Source organism: Paenibacillus sp. D51F, assembly GCF_053345695.1.
Map to the genome: position 1 here is coordinate 1 of NZ_JBKFAO010000015.1, position 23,854 is coordinate 23,854.

The 23,854-nt window shown below is 60.4% G+C and carries 15 protein-coding genes and 1 pseudogene; 2 read left to right on the forward strand and 14 right to left on the reverse strand.

Annotated elements, in window-relative coordinates:
* From ACLBWT_RS20320 to yyaC, 8 genes and pseudogenes are all read right to left on the reverse strand, one after another.
* Positions 1-1,938 (reverse strand): annotated as a pseudogene (locus tag ACLBWT_RS20320) (hypothetical protein); the annotation flags it as partial.
* 223 nt (positions 1,939-2,161) lie between these two features.
* Positions 2,162-3,046 carry a hypothetical protein gene (locus ACLBWT_RS20325; protein ID WP_447664954.1) on the reverse strand — a complete coding sequence of 295 codons (885 nt, stop codon included), beginning with the start codon at positions 3,044-3,046 and terminating at the stop codon, positions 2,162-2,164.
* Positions 3,047-3,086: 40 nt separating this feature from the next.
* The gene (locus ACLBWT_RS20330; RefSeq protein WP_447664955.1) at positions 3,087-4,169 is read right to left on the reverse strand and encodes an HD-GYP domain-containing protein; all 1,083 of its coding nucleotides are present in this window, start codon (positions 4,167-4,169) and stop codon (positions 3,087-3,089) included.
* Positions 4,170-4,302: 133 nt separating this feature from the next.
* Positions 4,303-6,030, reverse strand: a complete 1,728-nt coding sequence (locus ACLBWT_RS20335) for a diguanylate cyclase (RefSeq protein ID WP_447664956.1) — start codon at positions 6,028-6,030, stop codon at positions 4,303-4,305.
* 109 nt (positions 6,031-6,139) lie between these two features.
* A complete protein-coding gene (locus ACLBWT_RS20340; protein ID WP_447664957.1) occupies positions 6,140-7,351 on the reverse strand; it encodes a class I SAM-dependent methyltransferase in 1,212 nt (403 codons plus the stop codon).
* Positions 7,352-7,492: 141 nt separating this feature from the next.
* Positions 7,493-8,137, reverse strand: coding sequence for a DUF6483 family protein (locus tag ACLBWT_RS20345; protein WP_447664958.1), 645 nt, complete (start codon positions 8,135-8,137; stop codon positions 7,493-7,495).
* 42 nt (positions 8,138-8,179) lie between these two features.
* Positions 8,180-9,013 carry an alpha/beta fold hydrolase gene (locus ACLBWT_RS20350; protein WP_447664959.1) on the reverse strand — a complete coding sequence of 278 codons (834 nt, stop codon included), beginning with the start codon at positions 9,011-9,013 and terminating at the stop codon, positions 8,180-8,182.
* Positions 9,014-9,136: 123 nt separating this feature from the next.
* Complete coding sequence (yyaC, locus tag ACLBWT_RS20355; protein WP_447664960.1) at positions 9,137-9,769, reverse strand: spore protease YyaC; 633 nt, start codon at positions 9,767-9,769, stop codon at positions 9,137-9,139.
* 154 nt (positions 9,770-9,923) lie between these two features.
* Here yyaC and ACLBWT_RS20360 point away from each other — a divergent pair, with 154 nt between their 5' ends.
* On the forward strand, positions 9,924-10,154 hold the full coding sequence (locus ACLBWT_RS20360; RefSeq protein WP_021879974.1) for a DUF1128 domain-containing protein: 231 nt from the start codon (positions 9,924-9,926) through the stop codon (positions 10,152-10,154).
* Between the two features lie 84 nt (positions 10,155-10,238).
* Here the strand turns inward: ACLBWT_RS20360 and ACLBWT_RS20365 are convergent, their stop codons facing one another.
* The 5 genes from ACLBWT_RS20365 to ACLBWT_RS20385 form a co-directional block, all read right to left on the reverse strand.
* Entirely contained in the window at positions 10,239-10,691 is a 453-nt protein-coding gene (locus ACLBWT_RS20365) for a hypothetical protein (RefSeq protein ID WP_447665018.1), read from the reverse strand.
* 310 nt (positions 10,692-11,001) lie between these two features.
* Complete coding sequence (locus ACLBWT_RS20370; protein ID WP_447664961.1) at positions 11,002-12,660, reverse strand: UDP-glucose--hexose-1-phosphate uridylyltransferase; 1,659 nt, start codon at positions 12,658-12,660, stop codon at positions 11,002-11,004.
* A 44-nt stretch (positions 12,661-12,704) separates the two neighbouring features.
* Positions 12,705-13,691, reverse strand: coding sequence for a UDP-glucose 4-epimerase GalE (gene galE / locus ACLBWT_RS20375; RefSeq protein WP_447664962.1), 987 nt, complete (start codon positions 13,689-13,691; stop codon positions 12,705-12,707).
* Between the two features lie 136 nt (positions 13,692-13,827).
* Positions 13,828-15,009, reverse strand: coding sequence for a galactokinase (locus tag ACLBWT_RS20380; RefSeq protein ID WP_447664963.1), 1,182 nt, complete (start codon positions 15,007-15,009; stop codon positions 13,828-13,830).
* A 540-nt stretch (positions 15,010-15,549) separates the two neighbouring features.
* Complete coding sequence (locus ACLBWT_RS20385) at positions 15,550-21,063, reverse strand: S8 family serine peptidase (protein WP_447665019.1); 5,514 nt, start codon at positions 21,061-21,063, stop codon at positions 15,550-15,552.
* Between the two features lie 637 nt (positions 21,064-21,700).
* Here ACLBWT_RS20385 and ACLBWT_RS20390 point away from each other — a divergent pair.
* Positions 21,701-22,567, forward strand: coding sequence for an AraC family ligand binding domain-containing protein (locus tag ACLBWT_RS20390; RefSeq protein ID WP_447664964.1), 867 nt, complete (start codon positions 21,701-21,703; stop codon positions 22,565-22,567).
* Between the two features lie 73 nt (positions 22,568-22,640).
* Here the strand turns inward: ACLBWT_RS20390 and ACLBWT_RS20395 are convergent, their stop codons facing one another.
* On the reverse strand, positions 22,641-23,705 hold the full coding sequence (locus ACLBWT_RS20395) for an asparaginase (RefSeq protein WP_447664965.1): 1,065 nt from the start codon (positions 23,703-23,705) through the stop codon (positions 22,641-22,643).
* Between the last annotated feature and the right edge of the window lie 149 nt (positions 23,706-23,854).

Sequence of the window (23,854 nt, forward strand, 5' to 3'; positions counted from 1 at the left end):
GAGAGGCGCCAGGAGGAGGCGGACCCGGGTCCATGCCGGGTCCGCCTCGCCCGCCGCGCGCAGCAGCGCGATGCGCGCGGCGCCGGCCGCGCCGGAGGCGGCTTCGCGCAGCCGCACGGCGCGGCCGGACTGCTGGCTGGCGGCGGCAGCGGCCGCCAGCCAGCAGGCGAACAGCAGCAGCGCGGCCCGGCGCGCGATGCTTGGCATTTCGCGCCGATTCATAATAGGCGCCCCTCTCTCTTTTGCCGGCATGATAGAGACATTGCATTCCAGCACCGTTTCCCTCGCGTCCCCTCCCGCTCCCATCGAGGCGCTTCCGGCAGCCAGGAAAATAAGGAAGATCCAGAACAGTCCGTACGACATATCGATGTCCGCCGCGGCATGCAGAAGCAGCGCCGCAGGCGCCGCGGCACCATCCTTTCTTCCCGAAGCGGCCAATGCCAGCAAGACAGCGGCAAACAGCAGCATCAGGAGCAACCCTGCGGCTCCATGATCCATAAGCTGGTCGAGGTAGCCGCTATGGACTTCGCTTCCCGTATACGGAACTCGCTGCACAGAGCGGTACAGGCTCCGCCACGAATCCCCTCCTGTCCCTAGAAAAGGAGCTTTCGCCGCGATGCTTAGAGCATCCAGGTAATACATCAGCCGCGATGACCCCGTCTCATGCGAAGCGGCCGCCCGATGGACAGGACTCAAAGGCAGCCACAGCAGCGCTGCCGCCAACAGGAAGCCTCCTGGTGCGAGCAGCCTCCAAATCAAAGGCTTCGTAAAAAGCCGGCTCCTCCAACCTCGCTCCCCCCGGCTCGAAGCAGCTTCGATGGGAGATCGGGATAGATTTTCAGCCAGAGGCTTGGAAATAGGATCGGACGGAACCTCTCTCCGGCACATAGAAACCAGCTGCAGCATGAATAATGCGCCGACAGCGAGCACAGCCGGAGCAGCTGCCCAAGCCGCCGCCTCGCTTAACCGCGTTTCGGCGGAGGGAATGCCCCAGGCGGCAGGCCCGAGGCGGTAGGCTAATCCCGTCAGCGCCGCTCCCCCCGGCAAAGTCCCGGCGGCAGACACCAGCCACCGCCATCGGATGTCTCTTGGAGCAAGCAGCATCCCGAGCAGCAAGCCGGCTCCTGCAGCCGCCCATGAGCCTCGCGACTCCGTCAGCACCAGCACGGCTAAGCAAGGCGCGGCGAGAAGCGCAGCGCTCCAGCGGAGCAGGCGATTGCCGCCGGCGAGGATCATCCACTGGAACATAAGGAGCGACGCCATAAAAGCCCCGAGGGAATTGCTGTACTGCAGCCAGCCCGCCAGTCTCATGCCTGATGAGGACAACCGTTCATCCGCCGTGAACATAATATAATCGGTTCCGCGAATCCAGCCGAACCACGCAGCGATAGAGACGGCAACAGCGGCTGCCGCGAACAGCTGAATGCCGGCAGCCACACTGCGGCTTCCGGCCAGCCGAGTTCGCAGCAGCACGATCAGTGCGGCCAGCACGCTCCAGCGGAGCGCTTCATTCAGGCTGCCTCGCACCGAAACAGGCGAGAAAGCAAGCCCGACAACGCAAAGCGCCGACAATGCCGCAGCAAGGAAACAGGCCGCTGTCAGCAGCCTGTCCATCCTGCTCGCTCCCCGCCTCGGCCCCGGCCGTATCTTTCCCTGCGCTTGCCGCCTAATCCCTGCACCGAGGAGCGAAGCTGCCGCCGCTAGGCAAAGCATCGTTTGCAAGCCGTAGTAGCGCTCATCGAAGTACATTCCCGCCCGGCTCATCACCCAGACAAGCAGCGCTGCGCAAGCCGCAGCCCCCGCCGCTCCCGCCGCTCCCGCCGCTCCGCGCAAGGATATCCCGTTCTGCCGGATGCGTCCAAGCGCATTCCGGCCTCTTTTTCGCGCAGGAACTTCCTCCGATTGCTGGACGCTTTTTCCGCCGGATTCCGAATGCATGCGGCAGCCCCCCTTCTGCTCCCATTGTTGCCGCTCTCCCGGCCTCCATACCTTCTTTTCAGAGAATCCCTTTTTGAGCCCTCTCGTTCAAGGAATCCATGAAGCTGCGTTTGTCTTCGTCTTTGGCGAAAACAAAAAAAGCCTGCAGAGCAGGCTTTTGGCGCAAAAAAATCATCCCGGCTTCTGCAAGCGGCAGCACCCGGGATGATCTCAGGCAATCCTATTACATAGTCCCATCCTCCGAACCTTGCCGTCCGGCTCTGCGGGCCAAATAATATTGCTTCATCTGCTCATGGACGATGAAAGCGCGGAGCTGACGGGCCGCTTCCGGCTCCAGTGCTCCCAATCTCGCTCCATAGGAGGGAGCGCCTGCGGCGTCCTGCCTCCACAACACCTCAAGCCTGCAATGAAGCTCGAACCCGAGGTCAAGGACGGCCTCCACTTCGCCGGAGCAGGGCAGATCGATTTCCTTCGACGCCCTGAATCCCACGCCCTCCAGGCTGATGTTGCATACCGTGATTTCGGCCAGCGCCGCCTTCTTGCGGCGAAGCTCGTCCTGCTGCTCCAGATGGGAAAGATCTTCCTCGTCCATCAGCTCTTCCAGCTTCTGCAGCAGCGCCTCGTCGAGCCCGTTGTGGCGAAGCTCATCCGACCATTGGAAGCGGAGCAGATCCGTGCGGGTCGGCTTGCGGTTCCCGCTCCGGTCTCCGACCAGCAGTCGGCCGGCGCAATTCACTTCGATCCGCGGATGGATCCTCTTCTCTTCCGGAAGCAAATACCGCTCGTAAGGAAACAGCAAGGCGAGGGAACCGTCGCGGCGTCCGATCACCCGCGAAGGCATCCGATACATCCCGGAAACCGACTCCACGCTGAGCCAGACGGATTTGCCCAGCACGAACAGCTGGGGATTTGCAACTCCGACCTCGATGAGGTCGCCCTCCATCAAAGTAAGCGTTCCTTCCTCGATTAAGCCGTCTTGCTCGACCATCGTCCGGCTGCCGAGCAGAAGCGAAGGGATCAATGTCTGCTCCAGCCAGGTGCTGTCTTCTCCAGACTGCCGATCCGGCTCTGCTTGAGGGGATAGCGATGATTCCGGCATTTGCATCATGGAACATTCCTCCTGAGCCTGTAGGGTGCCTTGGCAAAAACTAAACTTCCCGGATTATGGTCAGATGCAGCTCGGTCCGCAGGTCGATATCGTACGGTACGGACGGCTCCGAGCCGTCTGCTTCCTTGATGACGCGAACAATCGGACGATGCACGGCGACCTGGAAGTTTTTGGAGACGACGCCGATCTGCCCCGTGTTCAGCTCCACCGTCGTGGAGACGGGATACATGGAAATATGATTGCAGAACAGTCGGACCAGATCAAGATCGAAGTAGGTGTTGCCGGATGCGAATAAAAATTCGATCGCCTCGGAAGGCGTGTATCTTTTGCGGTATGGCCGTGACGCGGTCAGCGCATCGAACACATCGGCGATGCCGACGATCTGGGCATAGATGTGAATCTCGTCTTTCTTGATCCCTCGGGGATAGCCGCTCCCGTCATAACGTTCATGATGCTGAAGAGCGCAGTGCGCGGAGAGCAGGGACACGTCATGCTGCTTGCGGAGAAGATCGAAGCCTTCCACGGTATGGTTCTCGACGATCTTCCGTTCCTCCGCTGTCAGAGGCCCCGGCTTCTGCAGCAGCGGCTTCGGTACGCGCGTCATGCCGATGTCGAACAGAAGCGCCCCGATGCCGAGCTCCTCGAGCTGGTTGCGGTTGAACCCTTTGGCAATGCCGATAATGCCCGCCAGCACGGCCACATTGATGGAATGCTGGAACAAATAGGAATCGTGGGTATGAATTTGTCCGAGCTCGACGAATACGTCCTCCCGGGTCTGGACATCGTTCATGATATCGCCGAAGACGGATCGGAACGTCCTGCCCATCTCCGGAAGAGCGGCTCTGCCCCGAGCTTGCGGCTGACTGATCTGGACCGTCATCAGCTTGTGCATCGCTTCCGCGGCTTTCCGCCTTGTGCTGTCCCGGATCGTCTCGATCGGCTCGATGCCCTCGGTAAGCGCATCCTCCACGAATATGATGTCGATGCCAAGCTCGGTCAATCGCTGGATGTACCGGCTGCTGAGCTCCATGCCCACTCCGAGCAGAATGTTGCCATCCTCGCGAAAGATTGGCCTTGCGAGCTTTGCGCCCGGCTGTACGCTGCTAACTAGTACTTTTCTCATGACTTACGGCTCCGCTTTTAGAATATCATGCCTTCTTGCAGCTAAAATTGAACTTGCAGGAATTGGTTCTATTCTATCAGAAAATTCGCGGTCGTGTCATGCCTTTAAGGGGGTCATCTGTCCCATAAGGCCGTCAAGCGAGCTTGCGGCCTACGATGCAATTGCGCCCGTTGTTCTTGGCCTCGTACAGAGCCGCATCCGCCTGCTCGAACAAATGCCGGATGTAAGCCGTGGATTCCCTTGCATCCGAAGGAGTCTGGCGGCCCTCGACGGACAACACGCCTACGCTGATCGTAACCGATATGGAAAGTCCCGATTTTCCCGTCATGATGCGGTTGCTCTCCACCGTCTCCTTGAGCCGTTCGGCCAGCTTCTCCGCCTGCTGCCGGTTCGTGTGGGGCAAGTAGATGGCGAATTCCTCCCCTCCGTAGCGGGCCAGAAGATCGGATCTGCGAAGAATGCCCTTTACCGCCTCCGCCGTGCCGAACAGCACTTCATCCCCGATAATATGGCCGTAGCTGTCGTTGATCTGCTTGAACAGGTCGATGTCGAACATGATGACGGCGAAAGGAATGTGATAGCGGATGTTGGCCGCCATCTCATGCTCCAGCCTCTGCATCAGGAACCGCCTGTTGTAGCAGCCGGTCAGGCTGTCGGTCGTCGCCATCTGCTCCAGCTTCAGGTTCGCTTTGAACAGCTCCTCCTGAATTTGGACGAGCTCTCTGTTGCGATGCTGCAACATCTCGTTCTGCCTGTTCTTTTCTTCCACCAAATAACGGATCTCCGTCACATCCTGCATGGAGATCACCCTGCCGAGAAGCTCTTTCGTCCCGGAGAGGATGGGGGAAGCATCCAGAAGGACATGCCTCATTCCGAAGGCATCCGGTCCTGGGATGGCCAGCTCCATCTGCACCCGCTCCGGTATGACGGATCCATACTTGGCCATGAAGGCTTCCGTTTCCGCGGTGCTCGTACCGCATTCTCGAAGGAATGCCGCCAGATCGACCCGGTCCCCCGTCTTCGCCGGCATGTACGATTCCAGCGAACGGTTGCATTCCAGCACCACGTCATGCGCATCGATGACGACCAGACCGGCTGCAAGCGAATCCGAGATATCTTTCTGTGCGATCCGCACGATATCGAAAACGCGGTAGCGCTGGATCGACGTGGTGAAATATAAGGCCGAAAGAGCGAGTCCAAGCGAGGTAATGCCGGGAATATCGGGGAAGTACTCGCTGAACAAGACATTGACGAGGAGATCGGCCCATCCGAAGGCCAGGAAGAGCAGCATTCCCTTGAGCGCCATCCCTACCTGGCTCCGATGCCTGGGGGTCACCCCCTTGCGCAGCGCTTTCACGACACAGATCATGGACAGTAGGCAGAGCAGGACAATCTCGGCGACCATGAACCAGAAAATGGGGCCGTACTCCCTCTGCGACCATACGTCTCCGCCTGTCCGGACGAACATCCCCCTCGGATTGGCCATTATGCCGATCACCGTCAGGGCGACGGGGACGGCCAGTGCTGCGGATGCCCTGCGGGTAAGCAAATACGATTGGCCTGTAAGGAAGAAGGTGAGTACGAGCCAGCCGGCTCCCTGCAGCGAAAGGGACGAGAAGGAAGCCGAAATGTAGAAGAGCTGGAAATGGGGATTGTCCGTCGTCTTGGCTCCGAATTGAGTCAGCGGCCAGAGCATCATGGAGAAGTGAAAAAGCAAATATACCTTATGTAGTCGCGTCATAGGGTTATGGAGAAAGAGATAGAAAAATAGGCCAAGCATAAACACGAACAAACTGAAATCAGCCCATATCCATGATTCCAATTGCTTCACCCATTCGCTTAAAAATCCATTGTCTTCCATTATATCACAGGCGGCAGGGTCCGCTACCCTCAATTAAGCGCGACAGAGAACCCTGTTTCGATAAAGAAACAAGGTTCTCTGTAGATATCGATAATAGGAAGGAAAGGATCTATAGCGAAGGAAGCCTTCCGGCCGCCGCAAGCTCCCGCTCGAGAGCCGGATCCAGATTGAGACTGTCCCGATAACGGCGGTATTCCAGCAGCTTTTCCCTTTCGAGCTTGCCGCTTGGCGAGCTGTTTCTGCGGACCGCGCGGATCATCAGGTTTTTGGGCGTATGCTCAGGATCGATGAACTCCAGCACCTGAGTCCAATAGCCTGCCGCTTCCAGCAGCGCCGTCCGGGCCGCATCCGTCGCCAGCGCCGCGAACCGCTCCTTCAGCAGGCCATGCCCCAGGAGCGGAGCCAGCTCCTCGCTGCGTATTTGGCCGAATGCCTCGTGCTGGCAGCATGGCACCGACAGGATGACGGAAGCATCCCAGCCGACCGCCTTGGCCAGCGCCGCATCGGTTGCCGTGTCGCAGGCATGCAGCGTGACGACCATGTCCGCGGCCGACAGCTCGCCGAAGCGGCCGATGTCTCCCACCTGGAAGCGAAGCGACTCATAGCCGAGCCTGTCCGCCAGCGAGGAGCAGAAAGCGATGACATCCTCCTTGAGATCCAGCCCGATGACGGAAATGGAGCGCTTCTGCTCGATCGCGAGCAGGTGGTACAAGGCAAAGGTGAGATAGGACTTGCCGCAGCCGAAGTCGACGATCTTCAGCTCCCGGCCTTCAGGCAGCTGGTCGGCCACATCGTTCACCATTTCAAGGAAACGGTTGATTTGGCGATATTTGTCCTGCTTGTCCGCTTTCACCCGGCCTTCGGCAGTCATGATGCCGAGCTCGACAAGGAACGGCGCCGGCATGGAGCCTTCAAGCATCCGCTTTTTCGTGCGGTCATGGGAAGCCGGTCCGCCCTCCGCCATCTTCGCGGTTGCCGGCTTCCGGAGCAGCGCCGCTTTGCCCTTTTTGTTCAGCAGAAGCTGAAGATCGGCCTCCGGCGTCTTGAAGATCGCCTGACGGTAATGCTCCTTCATGAGCAGGACGATGCGCGCAACTGCGGCCTCCGGCTCGAGATTCTCATGAAGCACCTTGGTCTTATGATGGCTCTCGAACTGGTAGCGGAAGCCCGACTTCAGCTTGACCGGCCTGACAACCGTTCGCGGCGCGACCTCGTCCGAGCTTTTCCTCAGGCCGCTCATCGAAGCTTGAAGAAGCTCCCCTCTCTCGGCTGCTTCGCCTATCGCCTGCTCCCAGGCGGTCGTTTCCTCTTGCTTGTCCATGTCATCCATAACTCCTTCTTGAATCGTTTCCGCCAAGCGGGGCCCCGCTCCGGCAACAGGCCGGCGCGGGGCCCCGCTTGGGAGGATCCGAACTGCTCGTGTGATTGTTAGGGCAGCTTCCTTCCTGTACCTTGGAAGCGCCTATCCTATACGGTCTTCCTTGAGAGCCGTAAGAAGCTCAAGCCGGGTAACCCCTCCCGCAGCGAGCCGCCGATCGTCGTGAAGCAGCAGCCTGCGGTAAAACGCCTCGTTCTCTCCCGGCGCCAGCTCCCCGTCCTCCTCGAGCTCGAACATCAGATCCTCGGCGCCGGCAAAATTTCCCCGCTGCTCCATCCAGCGGGCTGCCAGCCGCTTCGTATCCGGGGGCAGCTCATAGGAAGCAAGCGCCTCAAGCTGGCGTTCGGCTTCTTCGTCCGGATCCGCCACAATCCGTTCCGCGCCCATCAGGGACAGCCTCATGAACAGATGGAGCGATTTGATCCTGAGCGCGAAGGCGGCGGATTCCTGTCCAAGCTCCAGCAGCAGGTCCGCTTCCTCGCGGAGCAGGACGGCAAGCACCTGCAGCTGGGCATGATCCGGATTCCCGCTGCGCGACAGCATGGCGACGAGATCCTCGTCGGACAGGCTGCGCAGCAGGCGCGAGTTGAGCCGGAACTGCTTCTCCAGCAGCTCCTCGATCGCCTGGAGCGCCTCGGCATGCCTCAATTCTTTTTTGAGCCCAAGCACGGCCGCAGCTACCTGTCCGAGCTGCTCGATCATCCGCATGATATAATCCCGCTGGAACATGAATTCCTTCCTTCCCGCCGCCGGAATATCCAGCCTGGCTGTTTATTCGCTGGCCGGGAAGCTCTCCCGCATCCAATCATCGATCGCTTCCGCCAGCTTCTCCGGAGCTTCCATCATCCCCATATGCCCGCTGCCTTCCAGTACGATCGTGCTGGAACGGCTGCCGCGCGCGGCGAACACCCGCTCCGGCGGAATGACGCCGTCCTTGGCTCCGGCGACGAGCAGCACGGGCAGCTCCGACTGCTCCACGACACCGCTGCGGTCGGAACGGGCTTTCATGCCGAGCGCTACGGCAGCGGCGCTCTCCGCCGACGTGCCGTAGCCGATCTCCTTCGCCCGTACAGCAAGCTCGGACTCGGCCCGCTCAGGCGCGAACAGCTTCGGCACAAGGCCGTCCACGAAGGGCTTGATGCCGTCAGAGCGCAATGCCGCAGCCGCCTTGTCGCGCCCGGCTTGCGCTTCGGCGCTGTCCGGCAGCGGCGTGGAGTGGACAAGTGCGAATCCTTTCAGGAGGGCTGCATGTCTTTCGGCCAGAGCAAGCGCTGCATAGCCTCCGAGCGAGTGGCCCAGCACGACAGCCGGCCCAATTTCCAGCGCATCCAGGAGGGCGGCGACATCCTCCGCCAGCTCCTCCATGCCGAGCACCGCTTCCCGGGCTCCCGAAGAACCGCCGTGGCCGCGCAGATCCGGCGTCAGCACCCGATACCTTTTTTCCAGAATCGGAAGCACTTTCTCCCAATAGGCGGAGCTTCCGCAGAAGCCGTGCAGAAGAACAAGCACATCCTCTTGTCCCGCTGCGCCTCCATTGTCTCTATAGGCCAGCTCCGTGCCGTTGCTCAGCGTCAGCTTGCGGGTTGCAAGCGATCGGTCGGACATCTTCGATCATTCCTTTCCTAATCCTGATAAGTTGAACTCGGAATTCGAACTTCGCTTCTCCAGAATCCTTCCATCCGCTCCGCCGCTTGTGCACATCAATGGTTCATCATATAAAAGCCGGCATCAAGAAGCGTCATTGCCCCTGCGACTGCCCGCCGACCTGCTCGCGAAACCGAATTGGCTGTCCGCTCCGCCCTCCGCGGGCATGTCCGAGGGAGCCGCAGGCCAGGCAGCCGCAGCTGCGTCCGCGATTCCCTGCGCCATGCCGATCACGCGGTAAAGGCTTGTCGTCTGGATGATCCAATAGGGCTTATGCCCCTGAGTATTGACGACAGCGGCGACGCTGTAGTCTCCTACTGGCGGCAGCTGCTGCCCGATGGCTTGTCCCGGCTGAAGCGGACCGCTGCGCACGAGATAAAGCCCCGTCGATTCCGAGCGGCCGAGGCAAGCATCGATGGCGATGACGCATGCCGCCTCGCTGAGTGTCGCCAGAATCGGACCGACCTGCTCCGAATCGCATGGCTGCTCAAGCGTTCCCGTTACCCGGGGAAAGCCTTTTTCCCGCAGCATGGAGCCGGCGAGCGGTCCCAGCGAGTCGCCCGTCGAACGGTCGCTTCCGATGCATAGAAAGACGACCTCGTCTCGCAAGGGATGTTTCTCGGCAACCGATTCAAAAAACGTTTCCAGACCCCGCCCGTCGACCCTTGCCCACTTGGCCGCGTCTTCCGGACGGATTTGCTTCAGTTCCCGCTTCATATCCGCGCCCCCATTTTGCGCTGGCAGTTTAGTTTGCTTCTATTGTACCGGAAGCGCAGGCTCCGTTCAATTTGCGGCGGGATGGCGCAGCATGGGAAGGTAACGGCTTTCATGGTACAATGGTTGAAAGCCATATATCCGCAGGAGGTTTTCCATGACTGACCTTAGCCAGCCGACCCAGGAAAATGTAGAATTCATGATCGAAGCCATCAAAACCAAGCTGAAAATGGCCACAGCGGCCGCCATGCAGGCTTCCAGCTTCGGACCGGGCTGCTATGAGGATATCCGGGAACTCTATGAAATCGTATCGTCCAAATCCAACTTCAGCATCAGTGAAGTGGAAGCTCTCGTCTCCGAGCTCGGCAAGCTCCGCGCGCCGCGCTGATCCCTGTCCGGGCCGCAAGGCTCCGGAGAGCAAAAACAACACCCCCGCATGCCATGCATGCGGGGGTGTTTGGCTTGTCGCCGTTTAGACGGCTTCTTTTTCCGGTGCAGCTTCGCTTGCAGCCGCTTCTTCGGCAGCCGCTTCCACGGAAAGCTTCACGCTCACGAGCTTCTGCTCGCCGCGAAGGAACTGCGCCAGCCGCTCGAGCTTGTCGGCCAGCTCCGGTCCCGTAAGAGATACGTTGAGCTGATAGCCGAATTGATCGGCCGGCAGCTTGATCTCGCGCGGCAGGTAAGCGAATTCGCCCGCTTCGGTGTTGGAGCCTGCCAGCTGGTCCGGATAGAACTTGTCGGATTTGTTGACCACGCGCTCGTAAATGCGCAGCTTCTTAAGGAGCATGTAATATTGAGCGGAATGCTTGAAGCCCCAAGCTTCCCGGATATCTTTCAGCGTGTAATCCGTCTTCCAGCGCTTAAGTTTCTCAACTTGCTCATCGGATTCCAGCTTCAAAAATTCATCAAGCGGCATAATCGGCATCAAATTTTACCCCTCCAAATATCATGATGTGTCTCATTATCATTTATTAATTAACGAATATACATTAAAAAATACCATAGAAATTTGACTTATACAATTATTTTTTTGCTTGAATGCGTTAATTTTCATCTTATTATTCGCCATTATTGAACATATGCTTCTACCCTTTCGAAAAAATGTTCACCTTTTCCAGCCAATTCGACATCGTTCGCGCTCTCTCTTTCATTTGGCGCATAAAAAAACGCAAAACGGCTTGAATACCGTTCTGCGTTTTCGTGCAGCCATGTCCATCGGCCTCCATATGTTCCGCTCAGCCGTTGACCGGCTGCAGCTCCGCAGCGGCGGCAAACCGCTTGAACGCAGCGCGGCCCTCAGCCGTCCGCTTATAGACGCCCGCATCGGTCAGCACCTGCAGGAACTTGTCTCCTGCGGAATCCAGAACCGCTTGCATAGCGGCTTCGCGATCCATCGTCTTGCCCCATTGATGCTGAAGCTCGGCGAACCAACGATCATGCGGAGCCATGGCCGCGCCGTCCGCACCCGCTGAGACATCATTCCATTGCAGCGATCCGGAGAGGCAGGCAGCGATGATTTCCATTTCCGCCTTGAGCCGCCCGGGCAGCACGGCCAGCCCCATCACTTCGATCAGGCCGATATTTTCCCTCTTCAGATGATGGAGATGGCGATGCGGGTGGAAGATGCCTTCGGGATGCTCCTCGCTGGTCCGGTTGTTGCGAAGCACGAGATCAAGCTCGTACACTCCGTCTTCCCTGCGCCTTGCCACCGGAGTAATCGTATTATGCGGAATGCGCGTTCCACCCGTCTCCGTATAAGCATGGATCTCCGCCTCCGGATCGCTGTACCCTCTCCACGCGTCGAGCACATCCGATGCGGCTTCGGCGAGCTGCCGCCGGTCTCGTCCCGCCAGCCGCAGCACGCTCATCGGCCACCGGACGATTCCGTAGGAAATGTCCGGCCGGGACGAATGGGAGAAGCTCTCCTCTATGGGCGCCTCTTCCATCGGGAAGACATGCCGTCCTCCCTGGAAATGGTCATGGCTGAGGATCGAGCCTCCGACTATGGGAAGATCCGCGTTGGAGCCGACGAAATAATGCGGAATCTGCTCCGTGAATTCCAGCAGCCTGCCCAAAGTGCGGTGCGTGATCGACATCGGGCTGTGCTCGGCCCGGAAGACGATGCAATGCTCCTTGTAGTACACATACGGAGAATATTGAAGGAACCAGGACTCGCCGCTCAGACGCAAGGGCAGGATCCGGTGGTTCTGCCGGGCCGGATGATCGGCTCTTCCGGCATAACCCATGTTCTCCTTGCACAGCAAGCACTTCGGATAGGCCGAAGGGGGCATGCTTCTGAGCATGGCGATCTCGGCTGGATCCTTTTCCGGCTTGGATAAGTTGACGGTCATTTCGAGCGGTCCGTAAGCCGTCGGATGGATCCAGTTCATATTGAGCGCGACGCGGTCGAGACGGATGTAGTTGGCATCGATATTGAGCCGATAGAACTCATCCGTCGCCTTCCGGATGCCGCGCTCCGCTGCCGCAGCCCGGAAGCGGGCATGCGTCTCGGACGGCCGCGGCATGAGCAATCCCATCAATCGAGCATCCAGCAAATCCCGCTCCGTAGCGCTGTCCCGGATCATGCCGGATGCGGCGGCATAGTCGAGAAGCGGCCGCAGCAGCTCCGGCGCCTCGGCTCCCGCTGCCGGCAAGCCTGCCGCCAGCTTGGCCCTGTCGGCGTCATTCGGCGCATCCAGCAGCCCTTGCTCCCAGGACGGAAGCTCTTCCGAGCCTGCCGCTGGAGCAGCCAGACCGTACAGGTCAAGGAGCGAGTTGCGCGCCGAGCCTGCGTCCAGCGGCTCCAGCATGCCCCTCTCCAGCGCGTAGGCGACCAGCCTTCCGATTGCTTCCGAGACATCCTGCTCATGCGGAATAAGTGGAATTTCATTCATGGAAATGCTCTCCTCTCGGGAATACGGCCTGTCTTGACAGCCGTTTAGCTGTTGTAGCCTTGCGGCTTGGCCTGGTGCCACTGCCAAGCGCTGGCGATGATGTTCTCCAGATCGCTGCGCTGCGGATTCCATCCTAGCTCACTGCGGGCCTTCTCGGAAGAAGCGACCAGCACGGCAGGATCGCCGGCTCTGCGCGGCTCGATGACCGCCGGAATCTCGCGTCCCGTAATCCGGCGAGCGATCTCGATGACTTCCTTCACGGAGAAGCCGTGTCCGTTGCCCAGATTGTAGACGGCGCTGTCCGCTCCTTGACGCAGGCGCTTGACGGCGAGCATATGGGCGTCGGCAAGGTCGCTGACATGGATGTAATCGCGGACGCAGCTGCCGTCTGCCGTCGGGTAATCTTCTCCGAATACCGAGATATGAGTCCTCTGGCCCAGAGCCGTCTGGAGCACGATCGGGATCAGATGCGTCTCGGGATCATGATCTTCCCCGATGCGCCCGCTCTCGTGAGCGCCTGCGGCATTGAAATATCGAAGGGATACGAACCGGAATCCGTGCGCCCGGTCGAACCAGCGGATCATTTTTTCCATCGCCAGCTTCGTTTCCCCATATGCATTGGTCGGCTCCGTGCGGTCCAGCTCGGAGATCGGCACCTGCTCAGGCTCTCCATAAGTCGCCGCCGTGCTGGAGAAGACGATCCGGCGCACGCCGGCGCGGTTCATCGCTTCAAGCAGGCACAGCGTTCCATAGACATTGTTATGGTAGTATTTGCCCGGGTCCTTCATGCTCTCCCCGACCAGGCTGCTCGCCGCAAAATGGATGACCGCGTCGATGGAGTTCTCGCCGAATACCCGGTCCAGGAACCCGGCATCCCGCAAATCCCCCTCGTACAGCTTCCCGCCGAGCACCGCCTCGCGGTGGCCCTGCTGCAGGTTGTCGACTACGACAACCTCCTCGCCATTTTCCAGCAGCGCGGCTACTGCATGCGAACCGATATAACCGGCTCCTCCCGTTACCAATACAGCCATGGTTCTCTCTCCTCTCGAAAAGCTCGTCTATTATGCTGCCTACTGAATCATACGACAAATTCCGCCGCTTGGGCATCCGGCTTGGGATGCTGGTTGTCCAAGGGCCGGAAGCTTCATTGTCCGGCAATCGCAGCGATCAGACCGGAGCGTCCAGACGGCCGGCGCCGCCGCCGATCGAGCAGACGTAGAAGTCCGGGATCAACCCTGTCTTCTTCGTATAATTCTCCGCTACAGCGGCTTTGAAGCCGTCCACGCTGTCCTTGCGGACCAGGGAGACGGTGCAGCCGCCGAAGCCGGCGCCTGTCATCCGGGAGCCAAGCACGCCTGGCACCATGCGAGCCGCTTCCACCATGGCGTCAAGCTCCGGACCGGTTACTTCGTACAGATCCCGCAAGGAATCGTGGGATGCGTTCATCAGGGCTCCGAATGCGTTCAGGTCGCCCTTCTCGAGCACCTGCACCGATTCCAGGACGCGGGCGATTTCTTCCACGACATGCTTCGCGCGCTTGCGGACCGTATCGCTCGCTATCCGTCCGGACTCCTGTTCCAGCTGCTCCGGGGTCAGCTGCCCCAGCAGCGTCAGGTCCGGGAAGGCGGAGCGGAGGTCTTGCACAGCCTGATCGCATTCCGCCCGTCTTTCGTTATATTTGGAATCGACGAGGCCGCGCCGCTTGTTCGTATTGCCGATGACGAGGACGCAGTCTCCCGAATCGAATGGGACATGCCGATGCTCCAGCGTATCGCACATCAGGAGGATCGCCTCGTTCTCGCGGCCGTTCGCCACCGCGAACTGGTCCATGATGCCGCACTGGACGCCGTTGAACTCGTTCTCGGATTTCTGGGCCAGGAGCGCAAGCTCCGTCCTGTCGATGTCATGCCCGCCTTCGGCCAGCAGCGCGTAGGCCGTCAGCACTTCGATGGAAGCGGAGGAAGAAAGGCCGGCTCCGTTTGGAATCTCTCCGTTGTACAGCATGTCATAACCGTGGGCAGGCCCTTTTCCGCGGTTCTGAAGCTCCTTGACGACCCCTTTCGGATAGTTCATCCAGTCGTCCTCCTCGCGGTAGGCGATGGAGTCCAGATCGATCTCTCCCGTCAGCGGGAAGTTGGCGGATGCCATCCGCAGCACCCGGTCCCCGCGGGGACGAAGCAGCAGCGTCGTGCCGAACGTCAGCGCCGCCGGGAACACATAACCGCCGTTGTAATCCGTATGCTCGCCGATCAGATTGACTCGGCCCGGAGCGTAATAATAATGGATGTTTTGCCCGTTCTCGCCGAAAGCTTGCAGGAATTGCTGGTTCAGTTGAAGCAGATCCGCCATTTTGATCATCCTGTTCATAAGGAATTTTGGAGCCAGCCTTCGGCAAGCTTCAGCTGTCGCCGGCCGCTTCTCTTGCTGTCATCTATAGGTCCAGTATAAAGCTGCGGGAGCCGGCATGGTATGGCATGATGTGCGGTTCTTATGGATTTTTGTGACACAAGCAGAACGACCTCGCCGACTGGATAGTTGGCGGTCGTTCGCGCAGAGAAGGAAAGACGGGATGAGGTCTGTACATCCCTCTTTCCTGACAAGCAGAACGACCTTGCCAACTGGATAGTTGGCGGTCGTTCGCGCAGAGAAGGAAAGACGGGATGGAATCTGCACATCCCTCTTTCCTGACAAGCAGAACGACCTCGCCAACTGGATAGTTGGCGGTCGTTCGCGCAGAGAAGGAAAGACGGGATGAGATCTGAACATCCTTCTTTCCTGACAATCGATCGGCCTTGCCGCAATAGATAAAAAGCGGCCGCCACCCGCGGAAACGGGGACAGCCGCTTGATCAGATCCGATTGGAGCCGAATCGCTCCTATGCCGGAAAAGCTAGAAAATAACGATGATATGCTCCGAATTGCTCTGGGCTCCCCGGTTGTCGGTCACGGTGAGCGTCACCTTGTAGATGCCGGCCTTGCTGTACTTATGGACGGCTTTGACTCCCGATCCGCTCTTGCCGTCGCCGAAGCTCCAGCTGTAGCTGGCGATGCTTCCATCCGGATCGCTGGATGCGGATGCATTGAACGTAATGTCCTTGCTCTTTTGTCCGACGGATGGAGCGCTGATTTTTGCGCTAGGCGGACGATTCGGTGTCGGCGTTGGTGTCGGCGTTGGCGACGGTGTCGGCGTTGGCGTTGGTGTCGGCTTTGGTGTCGGTGTCGGTGTTGGTGTCGGTGTTGGTGTCGGTGTTGGTGTCGGTGTCGGTGTTGGTGTTGGCACCGGCGTCGGCGTTGGCGTCGGCGCCGGAGCGCTGACGTACAGCTTGCCCGGAGCCTCCGTTACGGCGGTGTTGCCTGCCGCGTCCTTGGCCGAGAGGACGATGATGCCGCCCTGCAGCTGAAGAGCGGAAGAAGTCTGATAGGTTCCCGCGTAATGGCCTGGCGACGTCTCCGTCAGCGGGAAGCCGCTGCGGGCCGGCGAGCTTGCCCCTGCGGGCAGCTCGATCGTGAACGAAGCCGTCAGTCCCGGGCTGCTGTCGAAAGCAATCGCGACCGATTGGCCGGATTGGATATGGACGTCCTGCGCAGGCTGGATATTCGTGAGCGCCGGCAGCTTGCGGCTGACATAGACGTTGCGGACGACCGTATTCTCGTTGCCGGCCAGATCGGAGGCGATGACCGTAATGGCATTCGCGCCCTCTTCGACCAGCAGCTTCTGCGTGAAGCTTCCGTCTGCTTTCGGCTGAACCTTCTGCCCGTTGACGGTGAGCTGCTTGAAGAATTCATCCGCCGCAGTGCCGGTCACCGTCACGGCCTCCGCGTTCGTCACGGCGCCTTCGGCAGGGGATGTCACGGCCAGAGCCGGAGGCGTCCGGTCCAGAATGACCGTCACCGGCTCCGAGCGGTCCGTCGCCTTGCCGCCGATCACCGCTTCCGCCGTCAGCACATTCGCTCCGGCATGGAGGGTGACTGGAACGCTGAACTTCCTGCCCGCTACCGTTCCCGTTCCGCTTGGCTGGCCGTCGTTGTAGACCCGGATCTCGGCGCCGTCGGCCGCCGATGTGCCGGACACGGCAAGCTCGGCATTATTCGTATACGTATCCGCTGCCGGAGACGTAATGACAGGAGCATTTACAGCATAGCGCACCTGCGCCCGGATCATATAATTGCCTTCCTCCACGGGAGACGGGCTCCAGACGCCGTTGACCCGCTGCCAGCTGCGCAGCGCGTTTTTGCCGCTTTCGTCCGTGCCGAGGCCCGGAGAACTGAGACCTGCATTGGATTGGATATACACGATGTAGAAATCGCCTGATACCGTGATAGGCTGGGCAAGCGTCACTGTCGTCCACTGATCGTTGCGCAGGGCGGTTCCATCATAGGGTCCTGCCAAAAGCCTGCCCGGCGCTCCTGCGGAGCCCGATGCGTCGTATACGGCATACTTGAAAGCCGTTCCTCCCGGACTCGGGAATTCCGTGTTCCAGAATCGGAGCGACGCTCCCGTCACCTGGGCGGCTCCGCCTTCCGGCGTGAAGCGTACCGCCCAGGCGTTGTTCGCGGCGTTGAACGCCCTGGCGTTCTCGGCCGTTCCGTCATCGTAGGCGATTTCGCCCGGGAATCCGATGAACGGCTTCAACTGGACGGCAAGCTCCACCGCCTTGTTGCCCGGCACAGTGACCGAGACCGTTTTGCTGTAATAATCTCCGCTCTGTACGGAAAGGGTGTACGTCCCTTCAAGCAGGTCGAACGTAAAGGTTCCGTCGGCTGCGGTGCGTACAGGCGCAACGGCCGCATCTTCCAGGACGGCGACAACGGCGCCGGAGATCGGCTCCCCGCTCCGCTCGTCGCGGACGACGCCATGGATTTGCCCATGCGGGATCGCTTCCAGGCTGAAGCTGGCCTTGGCCGTGCCGCCGTCCGTGATCTCGACGGGCTTCGTTTGCGGATAGTAGCCGTAGGCTTCGGCTTTCAGCGTGTAGCTTCCAGCCACATGGGAGAATGCGAATTTGCCGGTGGCGGGATCCGTCTTGACCGAGCGACCCGTCTCCAGCACGGTGACCGTCGCGCTTGCCGGAAGGCTCTGAATGCCGATGCTTCCTTGGTCGGCCTGCTGCTGAGCTTGCGGCTGCGCCTGCGGCTTGAAGCTGGCTTCGTCCGTATGGCCGACCTTCAGAAGCGGGCCTTGGACCGAATTCTTCTGGCGGCCCGGAATCGCGGCTGCTGCGGCATCGCCTTGCGTCTGCAAGGAGGCTGATGTATCCAGAATGCGGAAGTCGTCCAGATACCAGCCCGCCTTGACGACGCTGCTGTCCGACTTGAGCCGGAACCGGATCTGCACGGTCGAGCCTGCATAAGCATCCAGATTGTAGACGACCGGCGTCCACTGCTTGCCTGCGGTGTTGTCGGAGAAGCGCAGCAGCTCCGTCCAGGTGGCGCCTCCATCACGCGAGGCTTCCACAAGGCCGAAGTCATAGCGGCCCTCGATCTCGTACCATTGATTGAACGTCAGCGACGCATGTCCTGCCCCGGTCAGATCGATCGGCGGCGAAACGAGCGAATAATCGGCGCTCGACTCATAGGTCGAATCCAGATCCGTCCCCCACACATTTGGAGGCGAGGCTGCCGCTGCTGGTCCCAAAGCCGTCGGAATGCCGCGCTCCCACTCGTCCTTCGTGCCGGAATGGGTCCAGCCGTTATCCGTATCCCCGTCGAAGTCATCCTCGTACAGGATGCCGGCCCTGCTGACCGACACGGTGACCGGATCGGATTTCGGACCGATATTGCCGCTGTAGTCCTGGGCCGATACGGCATACGAATAGGTCGCTTGCGTCGCCGTCACCGTATCGGTGTAGGAAGCCGCCGGCGCGACGCCTATCTGCTCGTACGAGGCGCTTCCCTCCGCCGCGCGGTAGACCACGAATTGCTTGAGGTCCTCGTCGGCGGGCGGCGTCCACGTCAGGCGGACATTGCCGAGCACGTCGGCTTCGCCTGCAAGGCCTGTCGGCGCTCCGGGAGCCTGGCTGTCCGGTCCGTCGATGGAGATGTCGTCGAGATACCAGCCGGCTTTGTTCTGGGTATTGTCGCTCGACAGATTGAATGCGACCAGAACCTGCTGGCCTGCGTACGGAGCCAGGTCGATATGCTGGGTTTTCCAGCCTCCGCTCGCTCCGGTGAAGGAAACGGCCGGCACGAATTCATTGTTCGTGCTTGCGGCGGAGATATAGACGGTTCCATTGTCATAGTTGGTCTCCAAGTCGTACCAGTGCTTGAAGCTCAGGACGGCGCCCTGCGGGCTGTCCGTCAGGTCGATCGGAGGAGCGAGCAGATAGGAGTTGGAATTGGAGGCATAGGTGCCCGTCAGATTGGTCGCGGCGACCTTCTGCCCCGAAGCGGCTCTGCCCGGTCCGCTGACCGGCACGCCCCATTGCCATGGAAGGCCTTCGCCTCCGGTCGAGAAGCCCGTCCAGCCGCTCTCGAAGTCCTGCGCGTAGCCAGGCTTCACGCCGTCGCTGACTTCAACGGAGTAGACCGGAGATTGAATGCCGTTATTGCCGTAATCGTTGACCCGGATGTAATAGTCGAGTCCGGCTTTCGTCACGAGGAATGCGGGAATCGAAGCCGAGTAGATCCCGTCCTTGTAATCGCCCGACACTCTCTCGGCAGGAAGGTACACGTACGTCTGGGTTCCTTTTGCCCGCGCGAATACTTCGACCGAGCTCACGCTCACATTGTCGTAGACATGAGCGGTGATCGGAACGTCGAAGCCGGTGAAGGCCGTCGTTACGGGCATATGCTCCAGCACGGGCTCCTCCAGATCGTCCCCGCCGGTCACGACTTTGCCGGATACGGTTCCGATGCCTTGAAGAACGGAGCCTACGGCGTCCAGCGCGTTGATGACGCCATGCCCGTAGCCGTTGTTGGGACTGTTCGGATAGGCGCTGTCCGTTCTCGGAGTCGCCGTATTCATGATGATGGACTCCAGCTGGTCGACTGTCAGGGAATGGTTCGCCTGCAGCAGCAGCGCGGCCAGAGCGGTCGTATGAGGTCCCGCCATGGACGTGCCGTTCCAGCCTCCTTCATATCCGCCCGGAATCGAGGAGCGGATATTGACGCCCGGCGCGGACACCTCCGGCTTGATCTCGCCGTAAGGCGATGGACCCCGCAGCGAGAAGTCGGCCAGGTTGTCGGAGATGTCGGTCGCTCCGGTCGCGAACGATTCCGGATAGTTCGCCGGATTGGCGACCGATCCCGGTCCGCCCGGGTTCGTCAGCGTCGTGTTGCCGGCCGAGAACTCGGGGAAGATGCCCGCGCTTCTCCATGCCTGCACGATCGGCCGGAACCACTCGTCGATGCCGGCTCCTCCGCCCCAGGAGTTGTTCACGACGTCCGGCGCCAGCTCCGGATGCAGATTGCCTTGCGCATCGACCGGAGCGAGCAGCCATTGGCCTCCGTCCAGAATGATGCTGTCGGTCGTTTCCGGATCGAAGATCCGGACCGCGATCCATTTCGCTCCCGGCGCCACGCCGATTTGGTTGGAGCCGTCCGCTTCCGAGCCGACCATCGTTCCCATCGTATGGGTTCCGTGGCCGTCGCCGTCCGAAGGCAGCGGCGCCCCGCTATGCGGATCGTACCAGCTCAGCTCCGGATGGACGACGGCGCCGGATGCGTCCAGGCCGCGCCATTTGCGCTGCAGGGCGGGGTGGGTATAATCCACGCCCGTATCGAGGTTGGCGACGACGATGCCGGTCCCGTCGATGCCCTGGGCCCATACCTGCGGAGCGTTGATGCGGGCGATGTTCCACTCCACGCTGCTCGGCGCGGCAGCCGGCTTGACTCCAGCCTCCTTCTGGACTCCGGCAGCCGGCTGCGCCGCTGTTCCGGCGCCTGGCGCCGTCACGTCCGGCTTCACCTCGGTCTTCTGCAGATAGCGGGTTTCGTCGGGCAGCACCTTGTCGACCCCCGGAAGCTTGGAGAGCTCCTCCATGACCTCCTTCGTGCTCGTGACCGCCAGCGCGTTGACGATGAAGTAGCTTTTGTAGCTCTTCACTTTTCCGCTCTTCTGCGCTTTCTCCAAGTAGTCGTCCAGCTCCGATTGAGTCTGCAGGGCAGTATCTCTAAGCGTGCTGACGACCGCGCTGCGGGCGGACAGCTTCGCCGCGGACAGCGTCGCCTTTTGCAGGGAAGCCTTCTGCAGCGCCTGCTTGGACACCGATGCCGTATCTACCTGGGCTTTCATTTTGACGAGATAAGTGACGTATTCCGACTGCCCGAACTGCTTGAGCAGCTTGCCGTCCACCTTGGCGGCCGCGGCTTTCTGAATGGATGAATTGCGGTCAAGCTTGTCCGAAGCTGCGGAGCCAGCCGCATGGATCGGTTCCAGAAACGAGAATGCGAGCAGGACGGCCATCAGGACAGCCATCGGTCTCTTGCTTTTCTTTCTAAAATTCAAACTTAACCACTCCCTATACTTGGTTTAATGGGATCAGCGTTTCTGCTGCCGCCGCCGGACGACGGTCGAATTCATCACCCCCTTCAAAAGGATCGGATTGGCCCACCCTGCAGTGCCCCTGCATCGAGTAGGATGATAGCTGCGGGAGCCGATGACAGAAAGCAGCGCTGGAACGGGAGCGTCTGCGGGGAATGCGGGAGGGAGGCGGATCAAGGGCTGGCTGCAGTGGCTGCGCGAGCGAAATGCGGATCTATCCGAATCATGCCGATTGGCAAGGAATCTTGTCTTAGAATAAAGCAAGTATAGTCTCGTATTTTCGGATTCACAATCGAAATTTTTGGAATTTTCTTACTAAAATTAAAATTGATTCCCAAGTCCCTCTCCCTCTAGGAAATAGAACATAGGCATCATTCGACAAGGCCGGGATCTCGGGCAAAGCCGAAGGCCGATATGCCCATCCTTATTTCCGCGAGCGGCCAGGCAGGCATGCCTCCTTCGTCCCGCTCCTCTATCGCTCGCGCCCGGCGGAGAATTCGGGTACACTTTCGCTAGAGAGCATGCAGCACGATCGGAGACGGGAAAGGAGAATCGGCGGATGGAGAAGAGCTTTTACTACAAGGTCATTCCCGCTTCCGAAGAAGGCGCGGAGATGCCGCTGGAGGTTTTGTTCGCAGGAGAGAGCCAGACGAAGCCCGGACATCGATTGGGGCCGAAGGTGCATGATTTCTATCTGCTTCATCATGTGCTGTCGGGAAAAGGGGAGTTTCTATGCCGCGGCGCCGTCCATCGGCTCGAAGCCGGCCAATCCTTCCTCATCGAGCCCGGGCAACTGGTCTCTTATCAAGCTGATCCAGCCGATCCATGGTGCTACCGCTGGATCGCCTTCCAAGGACCATGGGCGCCGCATGCCGCTGCGGCCGCCGGGTTCGACGTCGCCTCTCCGACAGCGGATACGGGACGCTGCAGCCGGCCGAGGCTTGCGCTCAAGCGGAGCATGCGCTATCTGCGGCAGCCGGCGGGAGCTCAGCTCGGCGCCGTCGCTTGCCTGCATGCCGTGCTGGCCGAGTTTGCCGCCGCGCGCGGCAGGGAATCGAGGCCGGAGCCCGGCGAAGGCTCCGACGACGGAGGCATCGCTTCCCAAATGATCCGGTATTTGTCCACTCAATATGCGGAGCCGATCAGCATGGAAGGGATGGCGGAGTCGTTCGGCTACAGCCGAGCCTATCTGTCCCGGGTGTTCAAGCAGCATGCCGGCATGTCGCCGGTTTCGTTCCTCCTGCGGCTGCGCATCGACAAGGGGCGGCGCATGCTTCGCGAACGCCGGGATTTGACGGTCGAGCAGATCGCCTCGTCCGTCGGCTTGCAGGATGCCCTGTATTTCTCCAGACAGTTCCGCCGTTTCCACGGCGAATCTCCGACCGATTACCGAGAGTCGGTATGGCATTCCCTGCGGGAGCCTTGACCGGCCGCAAAAAAAAACGGTCTGGGCCGAAAAGGTCCAGACCGTTTTTATAAATAATAGGGCTTGCCTGCGCTCAAGTCCATTCCAGCTTGAGAACAGCTTCCCTGCGTCCGGTCGCCGTACCCATGTCGTTGATCATTTCCTCGGGATAGGCTTCTCGGATCTTCCTGGCCGCTTCCGTCAGCTTCGCGGCGTCAACGCCGCGAAGGCGGGCCGCTTCATCTCCCGCCTGCTCCAGCACGGAGGCGGCTATGACCGGCCATGCGCTCTCTCCGCCGTCCAGCACTTTGAACGCGACTCCGAGACCGGCTTCGGGAAGAGCCAGGGCGAACACTCCCTGCGCTCCGCTTTTGGCCACGATGCCCGAGGCGAGAAGCACGCTGGCCAGCCTGCCCTGTCCTTCGACCAAGTCGGGATAAGCAAGCATCGCGGCCGAGATCCGCCGGGCTGCGCTGCGCAGCGGCTCATCCGCCCAGTCGTCGGGCGGACTCGCCAGCCGGGCGTAAGCCAGCGCAAGCCTCTCCAGAGGAACGATGAACACAGGCAGGCCGCAGCCGTCGACGGCGCGTCCGATGGCGCTCTCATCCAGATCCGTGAACAGGACGATATGGCGGAGCAGCTCCTGCTGCAGCGGATGATCCATGGCCGTATATCCTTCCAGAGGCCAGCCGTTCATCCGGCAAAAGGCGAGCAAGCCGATATGCTTGCCGGAGCAGGTATGGTACAGCTTGCGCGGCGGCAGCTGCCTGCGCATGACATCATCCCGTTCGTTCCGCCCGAGCGGATAATCGGGATGGAAAGCAAGCTGTTCCTCGCGGACGCCGGTCAGCTCCAGCATCTTTTCCAACAGCTCGACATGCTGCTCCCCGCCCCGGTGCGATGCGGACATCAAGGCGATCGCGCCTTCCGGGAGCCCGTAATGCTCCATCAATCCCGCCGCTATGCCTGCAGCGGCCTGCAGCGGCTTCGCCGTCGAGCGCATGAAGGAGACGGACCCGGCATCGCCAGCGCGCGCGGCCGGCGCGCCACCCGCATGCCGCGCAGCCAGATGTCCGGCATGGCTGTTCTCCTTCCAATCCCCTCGCGTCGTCATCGACAGCTCCACGCCGTCACGGAAAGCTTCGTTACGTTCTTCCATCCTCAGCATCCTTCCCGTCCCCCCGCGGCCGGAGTTGCCTGCCTGCGGGACGTTATCCTACCTTCATATTCTGCCGGCTCTCCGCAGGTTCAAACCGTCCGGCTCCGGCAGCGTTCAACATGACGATTCATTATACCAGTCCGGGGAGG

What these genes read in the sequence shown, in the direction of transcription:
- ACLBWT_RS20345 (WP_447664958.1), bottom strand. Translation starts at nt 8,137, where the DNA reads ATGTTCCAGCGGGATTATATCATGCGGATGATCGAGCAGCTCGGACAG.
- ACLBWT_RS20380 (WP_447664963.1), bottom strand. Translation starts at nt 15,009, where the DNA reads ATGGCGGATCTGCTTCAACTGAACCAGCAATTCCTGCAAGCTTTCGGC.
- ACLBWT_RS20340 (WP_447664957.1), bottom strand. Translation starts at nt 7,351, where the DNA reads ATGGACAAGCAAGAGGAAACGACCGCCTGGGAGCAGGCGATAGGCGAA.
- ACLBWT_RS20385 (WP_447665019.1), bottom strand. Translation starts at nt 21,063, where the DNA reads ATGGCCGTCCTGCTCGCATTCTCGTTTCTGGAACCGATCCATGCGGCT.
- galE (WP_447664962.1), bottom strand. Translation starts at nt 13,691, where the DNA reads ATGGCTGTATTGGTAACGGGAGGAGCCGGTTATATCGGTTCGCATGCA.
- ACLBWT_RS20365 (WP_447665018.1), bottom strand. Translation starts at nt 10,691, where the DNA reads ATGCCGATTATGCCGCTTGATGAATTTTTGAAGCTGGAATCCGATGAG.
- ACLBWT_RS20335 (WP_447664956.1), bottom strand. Translation starts at nt 6,030, where the DNA reads ATGGAAGACAATGGATTTTTAAGCGAATGGGTGAAGCAATTGGAATCA.
- yyaC (WP_447664960.1), bottom strand. Translation starts at nt 9,769, where the DNA reads ATGAAGCGGGAACTGAAGCAAATCCGTCCGGAAGACGCGGCCAAGTGG.
- ACLBWT_RS20330 (WP_447664955.1), bottom strand. Translation starts at nt 4,169, where the DNA reads ATGAGAAAAGTACTAGTTAGCAGCGTACAGCCGGGCGCAAAGCTCGCA.
- ACLBWT_RS20350 (WP_447664959.1), bottom strand. Translation starts at nt 9,013, where the DNA reads ATGTCCGACCGATCGCTTGCAACCCGCAAGCTGACGCTGAGCAACGGC.
- ACLBWT_RS20370 (WP_447664961.1), bottom strand. Translation starts at nt 12,660, where the DNA reads ATGAATGAAATTCCACTTATTCCGCATGAGCAGGATGTCTCGGAAGCA.
- ACLBWT_RS20390 (WP_447664964.1), top strand. Translation starts at nt 21,701, where the DNA reads ATGGAGAAGAGCTTTTACTACAAGGTCATTCCCGCTTCCGAAGAAGGC.
- ACLBWT_RS20360 (WP_021879974.1), top strand. Translation starts at nt 9,924, where the DNA reads ATGACTGACCTTAGCCAGCCGACCCAGGAAAATGTAGAATTCATGATC.
- ACLBWT_RS20395 (WP_447664965.1), bottom strand. Translation starts at nt 23,705, where the DNA reads ATGGAAGAACGTAACGAAGCTTTCCGTGACGGCGTGGAGCTGTCGATG.
- ACLBWT_RS20325 (WP_447664954.1), bottom strand. Translation starts at nt 3,046, where the DNA reads ATGATGCAAATGCCGGAATCATCGCTATCCCCTCAAGCAGAGCCGGAT.